This window comes from Francisella sp. Scap27 (assembly GCF_013394105.1).
Lineage (GTDB): Bacteria > Pseudomonadota > Gammaproteobacteria > Francisellales > Francisellaceae > Francisella > Francisella adeliensis.
In genome coordinates this window covers 1,895,311-1,914,102 of record NZ_CP041326.1, presented here as the reverse complement: position 1 = coordinate 1,914,102, position 18,792 = coordinate 1,895,311, and the positions used below count along the sequence as shown (strand labels likewise).

Here is an 18,792-nt window from a genome sequence, read left to right as displayed (position 1 = left end):
TCTTGTTATTTTTAAATACCTAACTTTATAATAATAGCATAATGTAAATGAGTTAAAAAAAATATAAATTTACTACTCAAGCTCTAAAAGCTCTTCCCATAGAATATATTTCTGCTCTAAATCTTGGTTTAATTCACCAAGTTTATTTTCAACCTTACTAATTTCTGTTGGTGATTTTTGATAAAAAGTTACATCTGCCATTTCTGCCTCTATATTCGAAACACTCTTTTCTAGTTTTTCAATTTGAACTGGTAAATTTCTTAAAACTTTTCTTTGCTCGTGCGTTAGCTTACTAGCTTGCTTAACCTCTATTTTTGATGATGAATTACTGGTTAGATTTTGATTTGAGTTTGACTGAGCTTTCTGAAAGATCCAATCATCATAGCCGCCAACATATTCACTTAACTCACTATTTTCAAAAACTATAGTGCTTGTAGCGACATTGTTTATAAATTCTCTATCATGACTCACTAAAAGCAATGTCCCTTGATAGTTTATAAGCATTTCTTCTAGTATTTCTAATGTTTCAATATCAAGATCATTTGTCGGCTCATCTAAAACTATAATATTACTTGGCTTAGAAAGAATCTTAGCTAATAATAAACGGTTTTTCTCTCCGCCTGACAAATGCGTAATTGGAGCATGAAGCCTATCTGGTGTGAAAAGGAATTTTTGTAAATATGTAATTACATGAACTTCTTTGCCTGCAATATTTATAAAGTCAGAACCTTCCTTAACATTATCAATAATACTCAAAGACATATCTAGCTGATCTCTTAACTGATCAAAATAAGCCACCTTGATATTATCAGCATGTTCAATTTCACCAGCATTAGGTTTAGCTGTACCTAACAAGCAATTAAGTAAGCTACTTTTACCACAACCATTTTTCCCAATAATTGCTATCTTGTCACCCTTATGTATCTCAACACTAAAGTCTTTAAAGAGCTTTTTATTTTCAAATTCACAAGAGATATTTTTAGCTTGGATAAGTTTTTTAGATGATTTTTCTGTCGCTGCGACTATATCAGCACCACCAACTTTAACCCTACGTTGCTTACGATCTTTACGCATTTGTTCTAATGCTCTTACTCTACCTTCATTACGAGTACGACGAGCTTTCACTCCTTGACGAATCCATACTTCTTCTTGAGCAAGTTTCTTGTCAAACTCACTATTAGCTTTTTCTTCAGCATTTAATATTTGTTCTTTTTTTTCTAAGAATGTCTTATAGTTACCATCAAACTTATAAAGTTTGCCTCTATCTAATTCAACTATACTCTTAGCAACATTATTCAAAAATTCTCTATCATGCGTTATAAAAAGTATTGCTCCTTTAAAATCTCTTAAAAACTCTTCCAACCATTTTATTGAGTCAATATCTAAGTGGTTAGTAGGTTCATCAAGAAGCAACAGATCAGGATTATTAACCAATGCTCTTGCCAGTATTACACGCCTTTTCATACCACCTGAAAGCTCTTTGAAACTACCATCTAAATCGAGTTTAAGCTTTGACCCAAGTATATCAACCTCATTTAAAAATCCCCATGCATGGTTATGATCAATATCTTTCTGTAACCCTTCAAGCTCTTCCGACATAGGGTTTGTTTCTAAGAGTTTGTTATATCTTTTTAATTTTTCACCTATTTCGCCTAATCCAGACAATACAACATCTCGAATAGTTCCATCAAGTCCCGCCGGTACATCTTGCACCATGCTAGATACTACGGCATTGTTATGCACTATAACCTCGCCGGCTTCAGCTTGCATTTTATTTTCAATAATTTTAAGAAGTGTAGATTTACCTGTACCATTACGACCAATAAGACATATTTTCTGGCCTTTACTTATTTCTAAGTTTGCATTATCAAGAATAATTTGTGTGCCAAAGTTTAGAGAAATATTTTTTAGAGAGATTAATTGCATTAATTTTTATAGTGTATTTAAGCTAGCTTATTATTCTACCTTTTCCTTCATGATTTTAACAGCAAATACAAACAATATTACTGCAACAAAAAACATTCCTCCACCAAATGTAATTGGTGCTGATGGCGATGTTGAAGATAAATGACCCATCATTAAATCATTTAAAAACCATGCTAACCCAAATCCAGCACCAGCAGCTCCCATAGCTTTTCCTTGCTCTCTACTTGAAACAGCTGATGAAATCATTGTTAATAAAGCTGTATAACACAAAAGCTGAGATACTGATAAAATCGCAGCTAAAATCCACTGACCTTCTTGAGGACCTATAATTCCAACAAGAATACTTCCCACACCTAAAACAATAGCAGCCGGAACAAAAACATTAGAATTACTAAATTTCGTAAAAAGTTTAGGTTGTAAAACCAAGCAAGCTACTGCCGTTGACAGTCCCATTAACGCATAAAAAGCACCTATATCCGCGACACTATAGCCATAAACATGGTCTAAAAACAATGCTACACCTTGGCCATAAAAGCCCCAGCCGCACTGCAGTAACAAATAAACTACACCTATCACTCTAACTCGCTTATCAGACACTAAAAAAGATATAGTTTTATAAATACTACCAATCTGAATAATTAAACCAGGATTTTTTGGTAAATCTTTTTTCATCACTATTGCAACAAAAATTACATTGATAAAAGCCATCACTGCAGCAAATGCAAATGGTAAAGTATGATGAACATTTACAGATGCAACTAAACTTGTAATCACCGGACCAATAACAAACCCTAGAGACGCTGCCATAGTTACAAACCCAATATTTTTAGATTTATTTTTCTCATCTGACATATCTATTATAGCTGCTTGAGCAATCTCAAATGCACCACCAGCTAAACCACTGATAAATCTACTAGCAACAAACATTATAAAATTATGTGAATAAATCGCATAAATAGATAGTAAATACGAAAGAAACGTACTTATTAACGCTATTATCAATATTGATTTACGACCATATTTATCAGATAATTCTCCAATAATTGGGCAGCCTATCAGTAAGCCTAGTGGCCAACAAGATAAAGCTATAGAGTAATACCAGTTCTGAAAATTACCGCCTGGATCGCCAAATGTTACACAGATATTATCAAAAAATAGAGATGGCATAATCGGAAAAACTAATCCTGCAGCCATAACATCTATAATAATAGTTGTAATAAGTATCATTATTACAAGATTTTTTGGATATAATTTCATGATTCCCTCTAACTTCTAAACAAGAAAAATAAATATTTTTCAAGCTCAAATACTATATTAAAAACTCTTATTTAGCAAGGTTTTCAATGCTTTGATATTTGTAAGATATAGTTGTATTCTTTAGAAAATTTTTCTAATGCATCCAAAAACATTTTTATGCAAAATAAAAATATTTCATCATGCTGTTCATCCTCTAATAAAGGCAAAATATGTTTATCATACTTAACAACTTCATGATAACTTATCCTTTTTCGACTTTTAATATCTTTAGCAATGTTTTCCAGTGATTCAACAATATGTTGCTTGAACATTTTAAAAACCTCATCATTAAGATTTTCAAGAGTTTTATCACTAAATCTAGACTCTAAATATTCATAAGAAATAATCATATACCTATAAAGTCTACGGGAATATAAGCTCATTTTCTCAAATTCTTTTACACTCTTATCAGATTTTTCATACTTTAGTTCTTTAATAAGATTTAGATGCTTTGCAAATTCGCCAAATAAACTTTCCCTCAACTTGCGGTGATCATCATTTCTTTCGATAAATAAGATTTCAAAGAAATCTCTAACTTGCAAAATAGTTTTAGCATAACTCTCTTTAAGTCTAGTTTCTGCTCGTATCGGAAATACAAGTCTATTTACCAATAGAGATATACCTATCCCTAAAGATATTTCAGCAGCTCTATACATTGCTACTTGCACACCAGGATTCTGGTTTAATAAAATTATGATTAATGTAATCCCTGACAAAGTACCTGCGTAACCAAACTTTGACGATGATCCAGCCATATACACTGCGAAGATAATGAAAGGTATAGCAAAACAATAATGCAACCACCGAGGAACCAACAATAAAATAATAATAGCAATGATTGCTCCAATTACAGTTCCTAAAAACCTCATTAAAGCTTTATCTAAAGCCCCTCCTAAATTAGGCTGAGTAGACATTACAACTAACACTGTAATTACTATCCAAAGATATGATTGAGCCATCTGAAAGTGACTTTCTAAAAACATACCTAACAGATAAGCTATAGATGCAGCTAGAGCTGCCTTTAATGCATTTATTGCAGCATATTTTTTACTATTTAAAAATGCTAATTGCATTTGATCTCCCTACTTTAATTTTAATAGCAACGCACATCGTAGTAAGTACTTGTAAGATAATGATTAAGTGAGTTTTGAAAGCATTATTTTTGTACAGCTGCACAAGAACCAAGTGCTAGCATTTCTCTTACTTTTTATGCGATCTAAATAAGATAATCAACTTACTAAATAAGGGACGAATCACCCTAAAGTTTAATCCAACCCTCTCTGCCTTACACCTTCATATAATGCAATGCCTGTAGCTACCGATACATTCAAACTGGAAACCTCTCCAAGCATTGGCAACTTAGCTAAAAAATCACAGCTTGATTTAGTTCTTGCTCGCATTCCCGAGCCTTCTGCTCCAGCAACTATAGCTATAGAATCCTTCAAATTCATAGCATATAAATTCTCATCTGCTTCTCCAGCTAACCCAACTATCCATACACCTGCCTTTTTTAACTTTTCGATAGCTCGAGCAAGGTTTGTTGCAACTACTATCTTAGTATGCTCAGCTGCACCACACGCAACTTTTTTTACTGTAGCATTTACTGGCGCACTATTATCTTTTGAGACAACTATAAAATCAACCCCTGCTGAATGTGCTGAACGAATACAAGCACCAAAATTATGTGGGTCTTGCACATTATCAAGAACAAGTATAAAAGCTTCTTTGTTTGTAGGTAACAAACCTTCAATATCATTTTCTGAATAACTTTGAAAATCCACTTTCTCTAATGCAAAAATGCCTTGATGCGTAACGCCTTTTTTTATTCTAAAAGGTAACTCCTTAACATTTTCAACGAAACTAACTCTTAAACTATTAGACTTTGCTTTTTCCAAAATTTTTTCAACCTTAGGGTTATCATTTTGCTTTTTTAATATAAAAATCTCTTTTGCTTGGTCAGTATTTACCAAACTATCCACTGAGTGGATTCCATAAACTAAACTACTCATTTATTCTCCAATAATGCTACTAGCTTTTCTCTAAGCCCATCAAATGAGCCATTACCCATCATAACTATCTCTATTTTTTGTTTTTTATTTACCACTATACCCTTTATATTTTCAACAAAACTATCGACCGTTTTCATATATTTAACAGAGCTATTATTACCTAACAACTTTTTTGCATCCCACTTTAATAACTCATGGTCATATAAAAGTACGCTATCTGCTTTTAGTATTGCTTTAGGTAGATTTTCTTTATTATTGCCCTGTCGCATCGTATTTGAACGAGGATCAATAATTGCCACCACGAATGCTTCTGCAGTTTTATTACGTACTGCATCAAGTGTTAGTTCAATAGATGTTGGATGATGTGCAAAGTCATCGTATAGTGTTATGCTGTCTGATTTATAAAGCACCTCTAAGCGCCTTTTTATCCCTTTAAACTCTGCAAATGCTTTTTCAATCACACTATTTCTTATACCTATCTGCTTAGCTACAGTATATGCACTTAATGCATTAAGTGCATTATGCTCACCGATAACATCCCATTTTATAGATACAAACTCGCTACTACCTGAGTATATATCAAATTTAGAATAATCAGCCTCATGGTTACCAATATGAAAACCCTCTGTATCTTGCACTTTCATAAGTTTTGACCAGCAACCCATATCGATAATTTTCTGTACATTTGCATCTTTACCATTATAAATAACAGTTGCTTTAGCAGGCATTTTTCTAAGTAGTTGATGAAATTGCCAATATATTGCTTCGATATCTTTAAAAATATCCGCATGATCGAACTCAAGATTATTTATGACCAAAATATCAGGAGCATAATGTATAAGCTTTGAGCGTTTATCAAAAAAAGCTGTATCGTACTCATCTGCTTCTATTACAAAAAAATCAGATTCTGTATAACGAGATGAAACACCAAAATCAGCACTAATACCACCCACTAGAAAGCTAGGGTTTAACCCAGCCTCTTCAAGTAGCTTTATAGTCATAGTCGTAGTAGTTGTTTTACCATGAGTTCCTGCAAGAGCAATGACTTTTTTATGTTTTAAAATATTTTGATAAAGCCACTCTGGTCCACTAAAATAATTAAGTTCATTATCTAAAACATACTCGATTATTGGCATTCCACGTTTCATCACATTACCGATAATTATTTCATTAGGCTTTGCATCAAGTTGAGATACATCAAAACCTTGGATAATCTCTATACCTTGTGACTGCAAATAAGTACTCATCGGTGGATACACACCTAAATCTGAGCCTGTGACCTTATAACCTTTTTGTCTAGCAAGTATAGCTAGTGAGCCCATGAAGGTTCCACAAATACCTAGTATATGAATGTGTTTTGACATAAAAGTATTCTAAAATCTAATTTGACTACATTATAGCAACTTATATCTATGAAGCCTATGTTTAGTACGTAAGGTCGGTTATAATTAAGCTATTACAAATTTACTAATTAAAACTATGTTTATAGATTTCGCACTAAAAAGCCAAGTGCTAAAGTTTGGTGAATTCACGCTAAAATCAGGTAGAATCAGCCCATATTTCTTCAATGCAGGACTATTTAATACGGGTAAACAGCTTGCTACACTTGCTGAATTTTATGCACAAAAAATATCACAAAGTGACATCAAATATGATGTACTCTTTGGTCCTGCCTACAAAGGCATACCCTTGGTAGCAGCTATATCTACTATCTTAGCTACCAAATATAATGTCGACATGCCTTATGCATTTGATCGTAAAGAAGCAAAAAAACATGGTGAAGGTGGTGTTTTTGTCGGTGCTGATATGAGCAATAAAAAAGTTTTACTTATTGATGATGTGATGACGGCTGGCACAGCTTTTTATGAATCAAAAGAAAAGCTTAAAACAATACATGCTGAAATTGCTGGAGTTGTGCTTTCTATAGATCGTGAAGAAAAATCTAAAGATAGTGATATTTCAGCGACTAAAAAGATCTCGCAAGATTTTAATATACCAGTATTAGCTGTAACAAATTTTTCAGCTATCTATGAGTATGTAAAAGAGAATCTCAGTGATGATACTATATTAAAATTCAAAAACTATCGTGAAAAATATGGATCATAATAAAGACATTTACATTGTTGCAGACCTTCATTTAAACGAAGGTCATGCAGAAATGGCTGAAGTTTTTAAACAATTTTTAAAAAGCATAACAAGTTCAGAAAATATACTTTTTATCATGGGTGACTTTTTTGATTACTGGATTGGCGATAATCATAAAGATGAGTTTTATCATGAAATAACAAGCTGGTTAAAGAAAGCTTGCGACGATGGACTAGAAATACTGTTCATCCATGGCAATCGTGATTTTCTAATTGGTAAAAAATTTGCTAAGCAAAGTGGTGTGAAAATACTAAAAGATCCATACTATGCAACAATTGCAGGTAAGAAAATACTATTTTCACATGGTGATTTATTTTGCACAGATGATAAAAGCTACCAAATATATCGCAAATGGATTGCTTATAACTACCCTCTTAGATTTATATTTAGAAGACTCCCATTGTTTTTGAGAGAAAAAACTGCTCAAAATGTTAGGAATCATAGTTATGCAAAAAATCGTAAAGATCCTACTGTAGATGTAACTGCTGAGGGTATTGCTAAATATCGTAAAGATTGTGATGTAATAATTCATGGTCATACACATAGAATGAATATCCATCATGAAAAAAATTATATTCGCTATGTCCTTGGTGACTGGTATAAAACCGGTAATTATATAAAAATTTCAAAAGATGGTGAGATAGGTTTAATTCGAGAAATTAAACTTTAATTCGATAACACTGCAACTAAATGCTAATATTTCTTTCAATACCGTTTTTTTAAGAACCTCTTATGAATACTAAAACTAAAATGCTTCCCTTGCCTTTTTGGATAATTTGGTCTTTAGAACTATGGGAAAGATATGGTTTCTATGGTATTCAATCAATACTAATGTTGTTTTTGATTGGAAAACTGAATCTCTCAGAAGCTGAATCTTATGTACTATTTGGTACATTCAATGCCTTCTTATTTGCATTCATTTGGTTGGGTGGTTGGATTGGTGATAGCATATTAGGAGCCAAACGAACCATTATAATTGGTGCTTTGTTTTTGATTATTTCATATGCTAGCCTAAGCATAGTTGATACTAATACTATATATTATTCATTAGCCGGAATTATTGTAGGAAACGCTCTTTTTAAAGCGAATCCATCTTCTTTGATATCTAAGCTTTATGAAGATAACCCTGAAATGCTTGATTGCGCAATAACTCTATACTATATGTCTATTAGTGTGGGTTGCTTTATAGCAACTGTTTCAATCCCTTTATTATCTCAACACTACAGTTGGTCAATAGCATTCATCTCGTGTTCAATTGGTCTTATTATCGGTTTGATTGGCTATATTGGGTTTTATAAAAAACTTAGTTCTATACATACGACAGCCGGTGGAAAACCACTAAGTATCAATTCTTTAATCACGGTTGTCTTATTAGCTGTATTTAGTGTATATATAGTAGCTTTATTACTATTACATACTCTGATAAGTAACATTTTAGTAGTCACAACACTTATCATAGCTACTTTGTACTACATCCTTTCTATGACAAAAGAAAGTAACAAATCTCGCATCAAGATGCTTGTAGCCTTATTACTATTTGCACAGGCTATAGTATTTTTTGTAATGTATAACCAAATGCCTTCTACAATGATTCTTTTTGTTAAAAACAATGTTAATCATGCTTTTTTTGGATACAACATATCACCAGCCCAATACTATATTTTCAACCCTATGGCTGTTTTAATATTCTCTCCAATATTATCTAAAATTTATACAAACTATTCATCGACTCATGCAACAAAATTTTGTGCTGGAATGACTTTTTGTGCTATTGCTTTTCTAATTCTATATATTCCCCAGTTTACCACAACATCAGGAATCGTATCTAGTTGGTGGGTTATTAGCTCTTATTTCTTTATATCTATAGGAGAGTTACTCATATCTGCTTTAGGTTTAGCTATGATGCTAAGCTTATGCCCTAAAAGAATGTCTGGGTTTGTTTGTGGATTTTGGTTTTTAAGTGCTATGTTAGCTGGTCCGATATCTGGTTGGGTAGGTAAATTAACAGCAGTAAGTGCTAATATCACTCCATCTGAAAGCATACAAACCTATGGAAATGTATTTGGTAGTATTGGGCTAACAGTTGCAATAGTATCTATATTAATGTGGTTCGCTAGACCATATATAAACAAGCTTTTGAAGAATTAGTTAGATAAACTAAACACTCCCTACAGAATCCTCTTCCTATGTAACCAAATCCATACTAATGGAATAGCTACAATTATTATGTCTGCAACTACTAAAATCATCGTATATTGGAAGACATTTTTCACATGAGAAAATGATGGTGGGAAAAGCCCTAATATAAAGCCAAGTATACACATAAATATAGCAACACAAGACATACTTACCAACAACCAGTTAGTACCTCTCTTACCAACATAAAAAACTCTATGTTCATTAGCTTTTTTAAATCTTAAGCGGATAGCTGCAGCAAACACCATAATCCACATTACAACGGTAAATTGAGCTGTTATTGCCACAAGTAAAGCAAATGCTGCATATATAGATGGCATAACTAAGAATGCTAAAGACAAAAATATAACTATCGCCACTTGAATAGCTAGCATATTTACAGGCATTCCATATTTATTTTTACCTGCCATAACCTTAGGGAAAAACTCTTGTTCTGCTGCTGTTTGCATCCCACGAGCAGGACCAAGCACCCAAGTGCTCAAGGCTGCTAGCATTCCTATTGTTACCATGATTGTTACTATTGGCTTCATATCTGCTAGACCAACGATGCTCAGCACTTCTGAAATTCCTTGAATAAGCCCATTAAGCACATTCACATCTTTTACAGGAATCACAATCATAAGTGAGACTGTTGCCAATATAGTCAAAGAAACAATTGTAACTGTTGCTAAAAGTATCGATTTAGGAATATTCTTCTGAGGGTTTTCAATATTTGTCATGTGAAATGCTACAGACTGAATACCTGAATACGATGATAATGTCTTCACAAGCAAGGCATAAGTGCCTAAAGATAGTGCTGGCAAGAAATCACTAGCCCCATTAAATTGTAAATGATTTTGCCCTGTGGATACAAAATATATAGCCCCAGCAATAAGTATAATCCCTGGAACTATCATTCCAAAAACCACGCCAATTATATTAAGAATAATCACTCTACGCATTGGCCAACAATTAAACAAACTAACCGCTACAAATGTTGCAACCATTACAAGCCAAAAAGCAAAACTAGTTTGAGTATTTTCTACAAATCCTCGAAACCCTATATATGCAAAAGTTGCTATAAGTGCTGTAACCGTACTTGGAAAGCCTACTACATTATTAAACCACTCAAGCCACATTGCTAGCACGCCTGCTTTTTCACCAAGGCCTGCTTTAACCCAACTAAATACACCACCATTATTTTCAGTAAGCATACTACTTAATTCAGCACATATAAGTGCCGTAGGTATTAAAAATGTAATTGCTGCGATTATGTAAAAAAATACGCTCTGTAAGCCTATAGTCGCCATAAAAGCAATAGAACTTAAACTTACAATCGCTGATATATTAAGAGCTGTGAGAGATAATACTGAAATTTTTTTCTTAGAATATTGCATAAATTTTAAACCCTTTAAATAAAGTATTCTTTAACGGTTGGACGAAGATTATACTCACTCGCCAAAACCTTTCCATAAGCACCTGCTGAATATATAGCCACTAAATCACCTCTTTTTGATCTAGGTAGTGGATAGTGCTTTGCAAAAACATCACTTGACTCACAAATAGGTCCAACTATATGGTATGGTTGTTTTTCTTGTTCATTTTCAAAGTTAGTCAAAGCTACTATCTTGTGTTGTGCTTGATAAAGAGCTGGTCGCAGAAGCTCAGTCATTCCAGCATCTAGAATCACAAAATCGGTATTTCCTGTGGTTTTAGTAAATAAAACCTTACTCAAAAGTATTCCAGACTGAGCCACTAAAGATCTACCAAGCTCAAAATGAACAGCCATCGTATCTTTAAACTTAAAGTCTGTGGCAATATTTCTAAAAAACTCATCGAAATCTACTATAGGGTTTTCTTTTGGATTAGCATAATTAATCCCAAGCCCTCCGCCAAAATTTATATGTTTAACTTCTACGCCTCTATCAAACAAGCTCTCAAGATGATTATTTACAGTAGCTGCTAAATCATTAAACACATTTAAGTTTAAAATTTGTGAACCTACATGATAATGTAATCCAATAATGTTTATGTTTTTGAGTGTAGAAGCCTCTTTAGATATAAACTCTTCAACCATATCAAAAGATATACCGAACTTATCATCAAACTGTCCCGTACTAATATAATGGTGCGTTTGAGCATCTATATCAGGGTTTACTCTTATGCATATATTTGCTTTTTTCTTCTTAGCTTCTGCAAATTTATTTATTATTTGAATTTCTTCTATAGACTCACAGTTAAATGCAAAGATGTCTGCATCTAAAGCTAGTTCGATCTCCCAGTCTGCTTTACCAACTCCAGCAAAAACTATATGACTTGGTAGTACTCCTTCGTTTAAAGCTCTTTGAACTTCACCACCACTTACACAATCTATACCCATACCGTACTTTTTAGCATAGCTTATAATTTCAGTACTATGGTTCGCTTTAATAGCATAATGTATGACTGCATTTGCAAAATGTTTATCAACAGCTTTTTTGGCAGTGTCAAAAGTCTCATCTAAAATATTTTTATCATAGATGTAACATGGTGTGGTAATTCCAGAATCTGCAAATTTAACTAACTGTTTACTATCAAATATTTTGAATTTATTCATTTTATTCCTTATGATTTAAGATAAGTTTGGTAAATGCCATTGTGCTTTAACTTGCTCATAGCTTTTAGATGTTAGCTGAACTATTACAGGGTTTTTAGAGGACTCTATCCAGCTTTGTAAATTTTTAATATCAGTTTCTGCCATCGCTGTACAACCTTCTGTTCCAGTACTAGGTGATTTCCAGATATGCATAAATATACATGATCCTTTTTTTGCTTCGGCCGGATTGTGGTTATAAAGCAGTTCAATACCATACTTATATTGAGGCACTTTTACCATATGCTCGGATGATTGCCAATCTTTAGTATATTTTGAAGTGTTTATTATATCATTATAGTATTTAGAACTACTGTCATCTATACACTCTATACCTGTTTTAACCTGTACATAATTTGATAAATCAGAATCTTCAAAGCCAAAAGTTTTACCTATTTTAAAAACTCCTGCAGGAGTTTTACTATCTCCTTCAGTTTTATTCGCTAATTTACTATATTCAAAACTTTCTGTGGGAGCTAAACCTTTTTTACCAATTACTACATCAATATTTTTTTTTACAATAATCCAATCATTATTTTTATCTTTGTCAAAATATGACATCTTAGCTTTGACACTATCCCAACTATTAGGATTAACAATTATTAATTGCTTTGACCTATCTATTGTTTGTACATTAATATCTTGATGCATGACCAACCTTTGGGTATCTCTGTAATATTTTTAGTCATTAAGAAAAAGGTTTTTGGAAGTTTTATAAAGAGTAAAGGAGGCAAAAGAAGAGTATCTAAAATAGTTTAGATATTCCAAATAACACTCATAAAACTAAACCCTAAACTCATACTCATCTTTATACTTTTTCTCTTTTTTAAAAAAACACTAGTAAAATCTTTAATGTACAATAATAAAGAATAGCGCCCCCATTGTAAAACACTTCACAACAATTAAATTAAATAGCTAATCTTTTATTTCAAAAAAAGCTCTCTCAAAGTATAATAAGCCTACATATTCAAATTATAAATATAATACCGATGAACTATTTAAACCTTAGCTTGTTAATATTCGCTTATCTCTTAGGATCAATCAATAGTGCGATTATTGTTTGTTACATCTTTAGACTACCATCCCCTAGAAGTATTGGTTCAGGTAATCCTGGCACAACAAATGTTCTTCGTATTGGTGGTAAAGTACCTGCTGCTATTACACTAGTCTTTGATATTTTAAAAGGGCTAGCACCTGTTATTATCGCAAAAATGCTTACTGCAAATGAGTTCATAATAGCTTGTACTGCTCTTTATGCGATATTAGGCCATGTTTTCCCAATATTCTTTGGATTTAAGGGAGGAAAAGGTGTTGCTACTTTGATTGGTACATTATTTGGTTTTAGCTTCATTTTAGGATTAATATTTGTAATCACATGGCTGTGTGTTGCAGTTATTACAAAATACTCCTCGTTAGCTGCATTAGTTGCAACAGTTGTAGCAAGTATATCTGTTATATTTATGGCTAACTTGCAGATTGCTGCTCCATTTTTAATTATTGCAATCATGATACTAGTTAAACATAAAGGCAATATCCAAAGACTAATTAGTGGTCAAGAAAGTAAAATCGGCGACAAAGCTAAGGCGAAATAAATGATACAAATCAAAAATTTAAAAAAAGAGTACCGTACAGATAATGTTAGTAATTTAGTACTCGACAATATTAACCTTGAAATTAATCAAGGTGAAATATTTGGTATAATCGGACATAGTGGAGCTGGCAAAAGTTCACTTCTAAGATGTCTAAATCTGCTTGAAGAACCAACAGATGGTTCTATATTTATTGCTGATGAAAATATCACTAAAAAATCACCAAAGCAGCTTAGAGCATTCCGTAAAAAAGTCTCGATGATCTTTCAACATTTCAATCTACTTTCATCACGAACTGTGTTTGAAAATGTTTCTTTACCTCTAGAAATACAAGGTGTTTCAAAAGCTGAAATAAAAAAGCGCGTCCATGAATTACTTGATTTAGTTGAGCTTCCAAATAAGGCAAACGCATACCCGCAAGAGCTAAGTGGAGGACAAAAACAAAAAGTAGCTATTGCAAGATCTCTAGCTCTAAACCCTTTGGTTCTACTATCAGATGAAGCAACTTCTGCTTTAGACCCTACTTCTACAAAACAAATATTAGCTTTACTAAAAAGGCTAAATAAAGAACTTGGCTTGACTATAGTCCTTATAACCCATGAAATGGATGTTGTGAGAAATATCTGTGATAGAGTAGCAATTATTGACAACGGTCAAATTAGTGAAATGGGAAAAACTCTTGATGTGTTTTTAGACCCTAAGGCTGATGTTACTAAGTCTTTTGTAGAAACAAGTATCCATACTAAAGTGCCTGATTATATAGCAAAAATAATGATTGATAACCCTTATAGCCATGATAATATCTACCCCTTGGTACAACTGACATTTTATGGTGATAAAGGTAAAATGCCAATTATAGCTGAGATTTCGCGTCAATTTAATGCATCAGCTAGTATTATTCAGGCAAATATTGAAACAATTCAAGGGCAAATTGTTGGTATAGCAATTTGTCATATAACAGGTGAAAGACAAGATTGGGAAAACGCTCTTAGTTTTCTTTCTAAACAAGATGTAAATTTAAAGGTGTTAGGCTATGCAAACAATATTTAATCTTCATGAGCTTGGCTTGATTGCACAATCAACATGGGAAACTATATATATGGTTTTCATAGCTACTGTAGTAGCAGTAGTTGGTGGGATTATTTTAGGAATATTACTATATGTGACCCAAGATAGTAAAAACCTACTTATTAAAGGGTTTAATAAGTCATTTAGTATTGTAATAAATATCACAAGAAGTATTCCTTATATTATATTACTGATATTGTTATACCCTCTTACAAGGCTTATAGTCGGCACTACAATTGGAACTACTGCTTCAATTGTGCCTCTAGCAATCGCTGCCTTACCGTTTTATGCGCGTCTTACAGAATCAGCATTACGCGAAGTTGATAATGGACTTATTGAAGCTGCAAAATCTATGGGGGCTACTCGTTGTCAGATTATATTTAAAGTACTACTTCCTGAGTCAAAAGCTTTACTAATAGATGCTGCAACTTTGACTTGTATTTCCTTAATTGGTTTTTCTGCTATGGCTGGTATAGTTGGCGGTGGTGGTTTAGGAGACCTAACCTACTTCAAAGGATATAACTATGGTAATTACACCCTACTTTTAGGTGGTGTGGTTATGCTTGTTATACTTGTACAGATCACACAATCATTTGGTAACTATCTTATATCTACTAAAAAGTTAACTTCATTATGGCTTGTAAGTGCCTTATTAGTATTTGCTTGTGGTATTCAGGTTTATTCAAATCACTCTGCTGCTACAAATGTAAACCAAATTACAGTTGGTTATATAACAAGTCCTCCTCAGGATGCTATTATGAAACTTGGTAAGAAAATTGCTAAAGAAAAATACAATCTTGATGTAAAACTTGTAACGTTTGGTGATTACAATATCCCCAATAGAGCATTAAATGATAATGAGCTTCAAGCTAATGTATTTCAACATATCCCATTCTTAGAAGATCAAAACAAGCAGTTTGGTTACGACATAGTACCTATAGGTAAGACATTCTTATATCCAATGGGGGTGTTTTCTAAAAAATACAACAAAATTGATGAAATACCTAATGGTGCAACAATTGCTATCCCTAATGACCCTACTAACCAAGGGCGTGCTTTAATGATTATGCAAGATATGGGAATTATAAAACTTAAAGATGGTATCACATGGCAGGCAACTCCTGATAGTATAGCTAGCAATCCTAAAAAACTAAAAATTATTGCTCTTCAAGCAGATCAAATCCCGAATAACCTAGGCGATGTAGATGTTGGTATTGTTAATAATGACTACATAGAAAAAGCTGGACTTACACTTAAGGATGCCTTATTTGTTGAACCTAAAGATTCACCTTTTGCAAATGTAATCGCGGTAAATAAAGATCAAAAGAATAACCCTAAACTAAAAGAATATGTTAAAGCACTAAACAACCCTCAGATTAAAAAAGTAGCCGATAAATACTATCCAAATGATGCAGCTATTGCAGCTTGGTAAAATTTCTAAAACCACTTTCAAAATAAGGAGCAGTTATGCAGCACAACAATGAGTTTTTAAATTTAGTCAACGATGCTAAAACACGCATACAAGAATGCACAGTAAACGATATTCAGGAAATGAATAAATCAAACACTCTTGATGGGCTACTTATAGATACTCGTGAAGAGTCAGAGTTTGCAAATGGATTTATTCCAAATGCTATCCACCTAAGTAAAGGCTTAATTGAGTGTAGAATAGAACAAATGATTCCTAACAAAAATCAAAAAATGTACTTCTACTGCGGTGGTGGTTTTAGGTCTGCTTTAGTTGCTGACCTTTTACAAGAGATGGGCTATACAAATACTATTTCTGTAGATGGTGGATGGCGAGCTTGGAATACAAACAATTTTCCAATCTCAAAGCCTGAGGACTTCTACCCTACTGAATACGCTAGATTAATAGCAGAAGCACATGAGCAAGTTCCTGAAATTAGCCCTAGTGAAATCAAAACTATGTTTGATGAAAACAAACTTGATGGAGTACTAATTGATGTGCGTGAAGATTCAGAGTTTGCTCACTCACATATAGCTGGAGCTACTCATCTTAGCAAAGGTCAACTAGAAGTAAAAATTGAAAGCTTAATTCCAAACAAAGAGCAAAATATCTATCTATATTGTGGTTCTGGCTATAGGTCACTACTTGCTGGTGTAAACCTTCAGAAAATGGGCTATAGTAATGTTTACTCTATGGCTGGTGGCATCAAAGAAGGTTGGATAGCAAACGGCTTTCCTGTAGTTTTATAGGAGCTTATATGTTTAGAATCGGTCATGGCTATGATGTCCATAAATTTACTGATGCAAAGCAAAATATAACCATTGGTGGAATTGAGATACCCTACCATCTTGGGCTTGAAGCTCACTCTGATGGTGATGTGCTAATCCATGCAATGTGTGATGCTATACTAGGTGCTTTAGCTCTTGGTGATATTGGTAGACACTTTCCAGATACTGATGCTCAGTTTAAAAATACAGACAGTAAATTTTTCTTAGCTGAAATCAAAAAAATGCTTGATGATAAAAACTGTCAAGTAAATAATCTCGACTGCACTATCGTTGCTCAAGCACCTAAGATGTTACCTCATATTGAAAACATGAAAAGCTGTTTGGCAAACATATTAGAAATTGAAATAAACCAAATAAACATCAAAGCTACTACTACTGAAAAACTTGGCTTTGTAGGCAGAAAAGAAGGTATAGCTGCTCATACAGTTTGTTTGATAAACTCAAGAAACTATTGATCAATCTAGATTGAATGCTGCTATCTTTATGATTGGCTTTGAGGTTTCTCTAATATTTAGGAGAAGAATCTCCATCTTTGTATGAATAACTATAGTATCTCATTATTATGTATTTATACTACTCTATTTCTTCTTTGCTTTGACATGAACAACAGAGGTTGGATTATATAGTACTTTACCAGTTCTTATACCTTTAATTGTACCTATAGCTGCTATACTCCACGCAAAAATCAAGAATATAAATGAGCTAATTGCAGCCCATTGGAAAAATGGTAAATGAGTATGTAGCGCTAACTGTGTTGTACCTGTCACACATGTACCAACTGGGAATGTAAACGCCCACCAAGTGAGTGCAAATGGCATCTTTCTTTTTAATGCTCTTAAAGTAAGTAAAGAAGCAATAAAGAACCACAACATAGCAAATCCCCAAACGGGTACTCCATAAAGAATTGCCATCACATTCATACCTGTTGCTATAGGTTCACTAACAGTGAACAAAGCTGCGGTACCCAAAGCACCCGCTGCTGTAATTGACTGCCCTAGTGGACCTAAAACAATCCATAGAGTGGGAACTCGTGCACTACCTGATGTGCCTGAGTGAGATAAACGGCTCCAGATCAAAGTTATAATTATAAGTGAAGCTACTAAACTAAGACCAAAGCAAGCATACATACCATAAAGCAGTGTCTGTTGAGCATCTCCATTTTCCATATATTTAAGAAACATTGAACCAATAGTTGCTGATACCATTGGTGGGACAACAGGCATTAACCAACCACCAAATGCTGCATCTTCATGAACTTCATTATAAGTGAACAAACGGTATGGAATAATAACTGCTGTAACAACTCCACTAATAGTACCAATCCAAAAAAGTGGCCATGCAATATCAAGTGCTAAATCTTGACCAAAAAGCGCAGGTCCTAATAATAATGTACCACCTGCAACTGTTAGAAATGCCATAGGAGGTGCACCAAAAAATTGAGACATTATTGGATCATTAAATTGGCGTTTGATAATGTGTGGCTTTGTTATTGTTTGATAGCCTTTTACTATAGTCATAAAAATAAGCATAGCAAATGCAATTAACCAAATAACAGTTGCAAAACCTGTCAAATCTTTTCCAATAAATGGTAAGCCAACAGCAGCATTTGCGATGATTCCAGTACCCATTACAGAAGCAAACCAGTTAGGGCCCATCTCTTTTTGTAGTTCAATTTCTTTGTTCATAAATACATTTT

General features: G+C 33.4%; 16 protein-coding genes and 1 pseudogene. 8 read left to right on the top strand and 9 right to left on the bottom strand.

The annotated features are described in order from the left end of the window. Window positions 1–72: 72 nt before the first annotated feature. The 5 genes from FLM55_RS09140 to mpl all read right to left on the bottom strand — a co-directional run bounded on the left by FLM55_RS09140 (window position 73) and on the right by mpl (window position 6,595). Complete coding sequence (locus FLM55_RS09140; protein WP_178948977.1) at window positions 73–1,926, bottom strand: ATP-binding cassette domain-containing protein; 1,854 nt, start codon at window positions 1,924–1,926, stop codon at window positions 73–75. 30 nt (window positions 1,927–1,956) lie between these two features. Next, the gene (locus FLM55_RS09135) at window positions 1,957–3,183 is read right to left on the bottom strand and encodes an MFS transporter (protein ID WP_178948976.1); all 1,227 of its coding nucleotides are present in this window, start codon (window positions 3,181–3,183) and stop codon (window positions 1,957–1,959) included. 83 nt (window positions 3,184–3,266) lie between these two features. Further along, window positions 3,267–4,295, bottom strand: coding sequence for an FUSC family protein (locus FLM55_RS09130; RefSeq protein ID WP_178948975.1), 1,029 nt, complete (start codon window positions 4,293–4,295; stop codon window positions 3,267–3,269). A 192-nt stretch (window positions 4,296–4,487) separates the two neighbouring features. Next, the gene (gene rlmB / locus FLM55_RS09125) at window positions 4,488–5,231 is read right to left on the bottom strand and encodes a 23S rRNA (guanosine(2251)-2'-O)-methyltransferase RlmB (RefSeq protein WP_178948974.1); all 744 of its coding nucleotides are present in this window, start codon (window positions 5,229–5,231) and stop codon (window positions 4,488–4,490) included. Further along, entirely contained in the window at window positions 5,228–6,595 is a 1,368-nt protein-coding gene (gene mpl, locus FLM55_RS09120) for a UDP-N-acetylmuramate:L-alanyl-gamma-D-glutamyl-meso-diaminopimelate ligase (protein WP_178948973.1), read from the bottom strand. The genes rlmB and mpl overlap by 4 nt, the downstream gene beginning before the upstream one ends. A gap of 115 nt (window positions 6,596–6,710) precedes the next feature. Between mpl and pyrE the strand changes: the two genes are divergently transcribed. The 3 genes from pyrE (at window position 6,711) to FLM55_RS09105 (ending at window position 9,524) form a co-directional block, all read left to right on the top strand. Further along, window positions 6,711–7,337, top strand: coding sequence for an orotate phosphoribosyltransferase (gene pyrE, locus FLM55_RS09115; RefSeq protein WP_178948972.1), 627 nt, complete (start codon window positions 6,711–6,713; stop codon window positions 7,335–7,337). Then, complete coding sequence (locus FLM55_RS09110; RefSeq protein ID WP_178948971.1) at window positions 7,327–8,046, top strand: UDP-2,3-diacylglucosamine diphosphatase; 720 nt, start codon at window positions 7,327–7,329, stop codon at window positions 8,044–8,046. Before pyrE ends, FLM55_RS09110 begins: the two co-directional genes overlap by 11 nt. A 62-nt stretch (window positions 8,047–8,108) precedes the next feature. Continuing rightward, entirely contained in the window at window positions 8,109–9,524 is a 1,416-nt protein-coding gene (locus tag FLM55_RS09105; RefSeq protein WP_178948970.1) for an oligopeptide:H+ symporter, read from the top strand. A gap of 20 nt (window positions 9,525–9,544) precedes the next feature. On the opposite strand, the gene FLM55_RS09100 is transcribed toward FLM55_RS09105, so the two are convergent. From FLM55_RS09100 to FLM55_RS09090, 3 genes are read right to left on the bottom strand one after another with little or no spacing between them, the layout of a single operon-like run. Further along, window positions 9,545–10,948 (bottom strand): APC family permease, encoded by a 1,404-nt coding sequence (locus FLM55_RS09100; RefSeq protein ID WP_178948969.1) that lies wholly within the window; start codon window positions 10,946–10,948, stop codon window positions 9,545–9,547. A gap of 14 nt (window positions 10,949–10,962) precedes the next feature. Next, window positions 10,963–12,147 (bottom strand): diaminopimelate decarboxylase, encoded by a 1,185-nt coding sequence (lysA, locus tag FLM55_RS09095; protein ID WP_178948968.1) that lies wholly within the window; start codon window positions 12,145–12,147, stop codon window positions 10,963–10,965. Between the two features lie 15 nt (window positions 12,148–12,162). After that, window positions 12,163–12,744: a L,D-transpeptidase family protein gene (locus FLM55_RS09090; protein ID WP_373193984.1), complete on the bottom strand. Its 582-nt coding sequence runs from the start codon at window positions 12,742–12,744 to the stop codon at window positions 12,163–12,165. A gap of 428 nt (window positions 12,745–13,172) precedes the next feature. On the opposite strand from FLM55_RS09090, the pseudogene plsY reads away from it, so the two are divergent. From plsY to ispF, 5 genes and pseudogenes are all read left to right on the top strand, one after another. Then, window positions 13,173–13,819: pseudogene (gene plsY, locus FLM55_RS09085) on the top strand (glycerol-3-phosphate 1-O-acyltransferase PlsY). Beyond that, complete coding sequence (locus FLM55_RS09080; RefSeq protein WP_178948965.1) at window positions 13,776–14,822, top strand: methionine ABC transporter ATP-binding protein; 1,047 nt, start codon at window positions 13,776–13,778, stop codon at window positions 14,820–14,822. Before plsY ends, FLM55_RS09080 begins: the two are co-directional and overlap by 44 nt. After that, entirely contained in the window at window positions 14,806–16,272 is a 1,467-nt protein-coding gene (locus FLM55_RS09075) for a MetQ/NlpA family ABC transporter substrate-binding protein (RefSeq protein WP_178948964.1), read from the top strand. The genes FLM55_RS09080 and FLM55_RS09075 overlap by 17 nt, the downstream gene beginning before the upstream one ends. A 35-nt stretch (window positions 16,273–16,307) precedes the next feature. Continuing rightward, complete coding sequence (locus FLM55_RS09070; RefSeq protein WP_178948963.1) at window positions 16,308–17,057, top strand: rhodanese-like domain-containing protein; 750 nt, start codon at window positions 16,308–16,310, stop codon at window positions 17,055–17,057. An 8-nt stretch (window positions 17,058–17,065) separates the two neighbouring features. Beyond that, complete coding sequence (ispF, locus tag FLM55_RS09065; RefSeq protein WP_178948962.1) at window positions 17,066–17,551, top strand: 2-C-methyl-D-erythritol 2,4-cyclodiphosphate synthase; 486 nt, start codon at window positions 17,066–17,068, stop codon at window positions 17,549–17,551. Between the two features lie 123 nt (window positions 17,552–17,674). On the opposite strand, the gene FLM55_RS09060 is transcribed toward ispF, so the two are convergent. Next, window positions 17,675–18,781: a TDT family transporter gene (locus FLM55_RS09060; RefSeq protein ID WP_178948961.1), complete on the bottom strand. Its 1,107-nt coding sequence runs from the start codon at window positions 18,779–18,781 to the stop codon at window positions 17,675–17,677. Between the last annotated feature and the right edge of the window lie 11 nt (window positions 18,782–18,792).

Coding starts and splice junctions, on each gene's coding strand:
- FLM55_RS09070 (WP_178948963.1), top strand. CDS start 16,308: ATGCAGCACAACAATGAGTTTTTAAATTTAGTCAACGATGCTAAAACA.
- mpl (WP_178948973.1), bottom strand. CDS start 6,595: ATGTCAAAACACATTCATATACTAGGTATTTGTGGAACCTTCATGGGC.
- FLM55_RS09100 (WP_178948969.1), bottom strand. CDS start 10,948: ATGCAATATTCTAAGAAAAAAATTTCAGTATTATCTCTCACAGCTCTT.
- pyrE (WP_178948972.1), top strand. CDS start 6,711: ATGTTTATAGATTTCGCACTAAAAAGCCAAGTGCTAAAGTTTGGTGAA.
- rlmB (WP_178948974.1), bottom strand. CDS start 5,231: ATGAGTAGTTTAGTTTATGGAATCCACTCAGTGGATAGTTTGGTAAAT.
- FLM55_RS09110 (WP_178948971.1), top strand. CDS start 7,327: ATGGATCATAATAAAGACATTTACATTGTTGCAGACCTTCATTTAAAC.
- lysA (WP_178948968.1), bottom strand. CDS start 12,147: ATGAATAAATTCAAAATATTTGATAGTAAACAGTTAGTTAAATTTGCA.
- FLM55_RS09130 (WP_178948975.1), bottom strand. CDS start 4,295: ATGCAATTAGCATTTTTAAATAGTAAAAAATATGCTGCAATAAATGCA.
- FLM55_RS09105 (WP_178948970.1), top strand. CDS start 8,109: ATGAATACTAAAACTAAAATGCTTCCCTTGCCTTTTTGGATAATTTGG.
- FLM55_RS09140 (WP_178948977.1), bottom strand. CDS start 1,926: ATGCAATTAATCTCTCTAAAAAATATTTCTCTAAACTTTGGCACACAA.
- FLM55_RS09090 (WP_373193984.1), bottom strand. CDS start 12,744: ATGTCATATTTTGACAAAGATAAAAATAATGATTGGATTATTGTAAAA.
- FLM55_RS09075 (WP_178948964.1), top strand. CDS start 14,806: ATGCAAACAATATTTAATCTTCATGAGCTTGGCTTGATTGCACAATCA.
- FLM55_RS09135 (WP_178948976.1), bottom strand. CDS start 3,183: ATGAAATTATATCCAAAAAATCTTGTAATAATGATACTTATTACAACT.
- ispF (WP_178948962.1), top strand. CDS start 17,066: ATGTTTAGAATCGGTCATGGCTATGATGTCCATAAATTTACTGATGCA.
- FLM55_RS09060 (WP_178948961.1), bottom strand. CDS start 18,781: ATGAACAAAGAAATTGAACTACAAAAAGAGATGGGCCCTAACTGGTTT.
- FLM55_RS09080 (WP_178948965.1), top strand. CDS start 13,776: ATGATACAAATCAAAAATTTAAAAAAAGAGTACCGTACAGATAATGTT.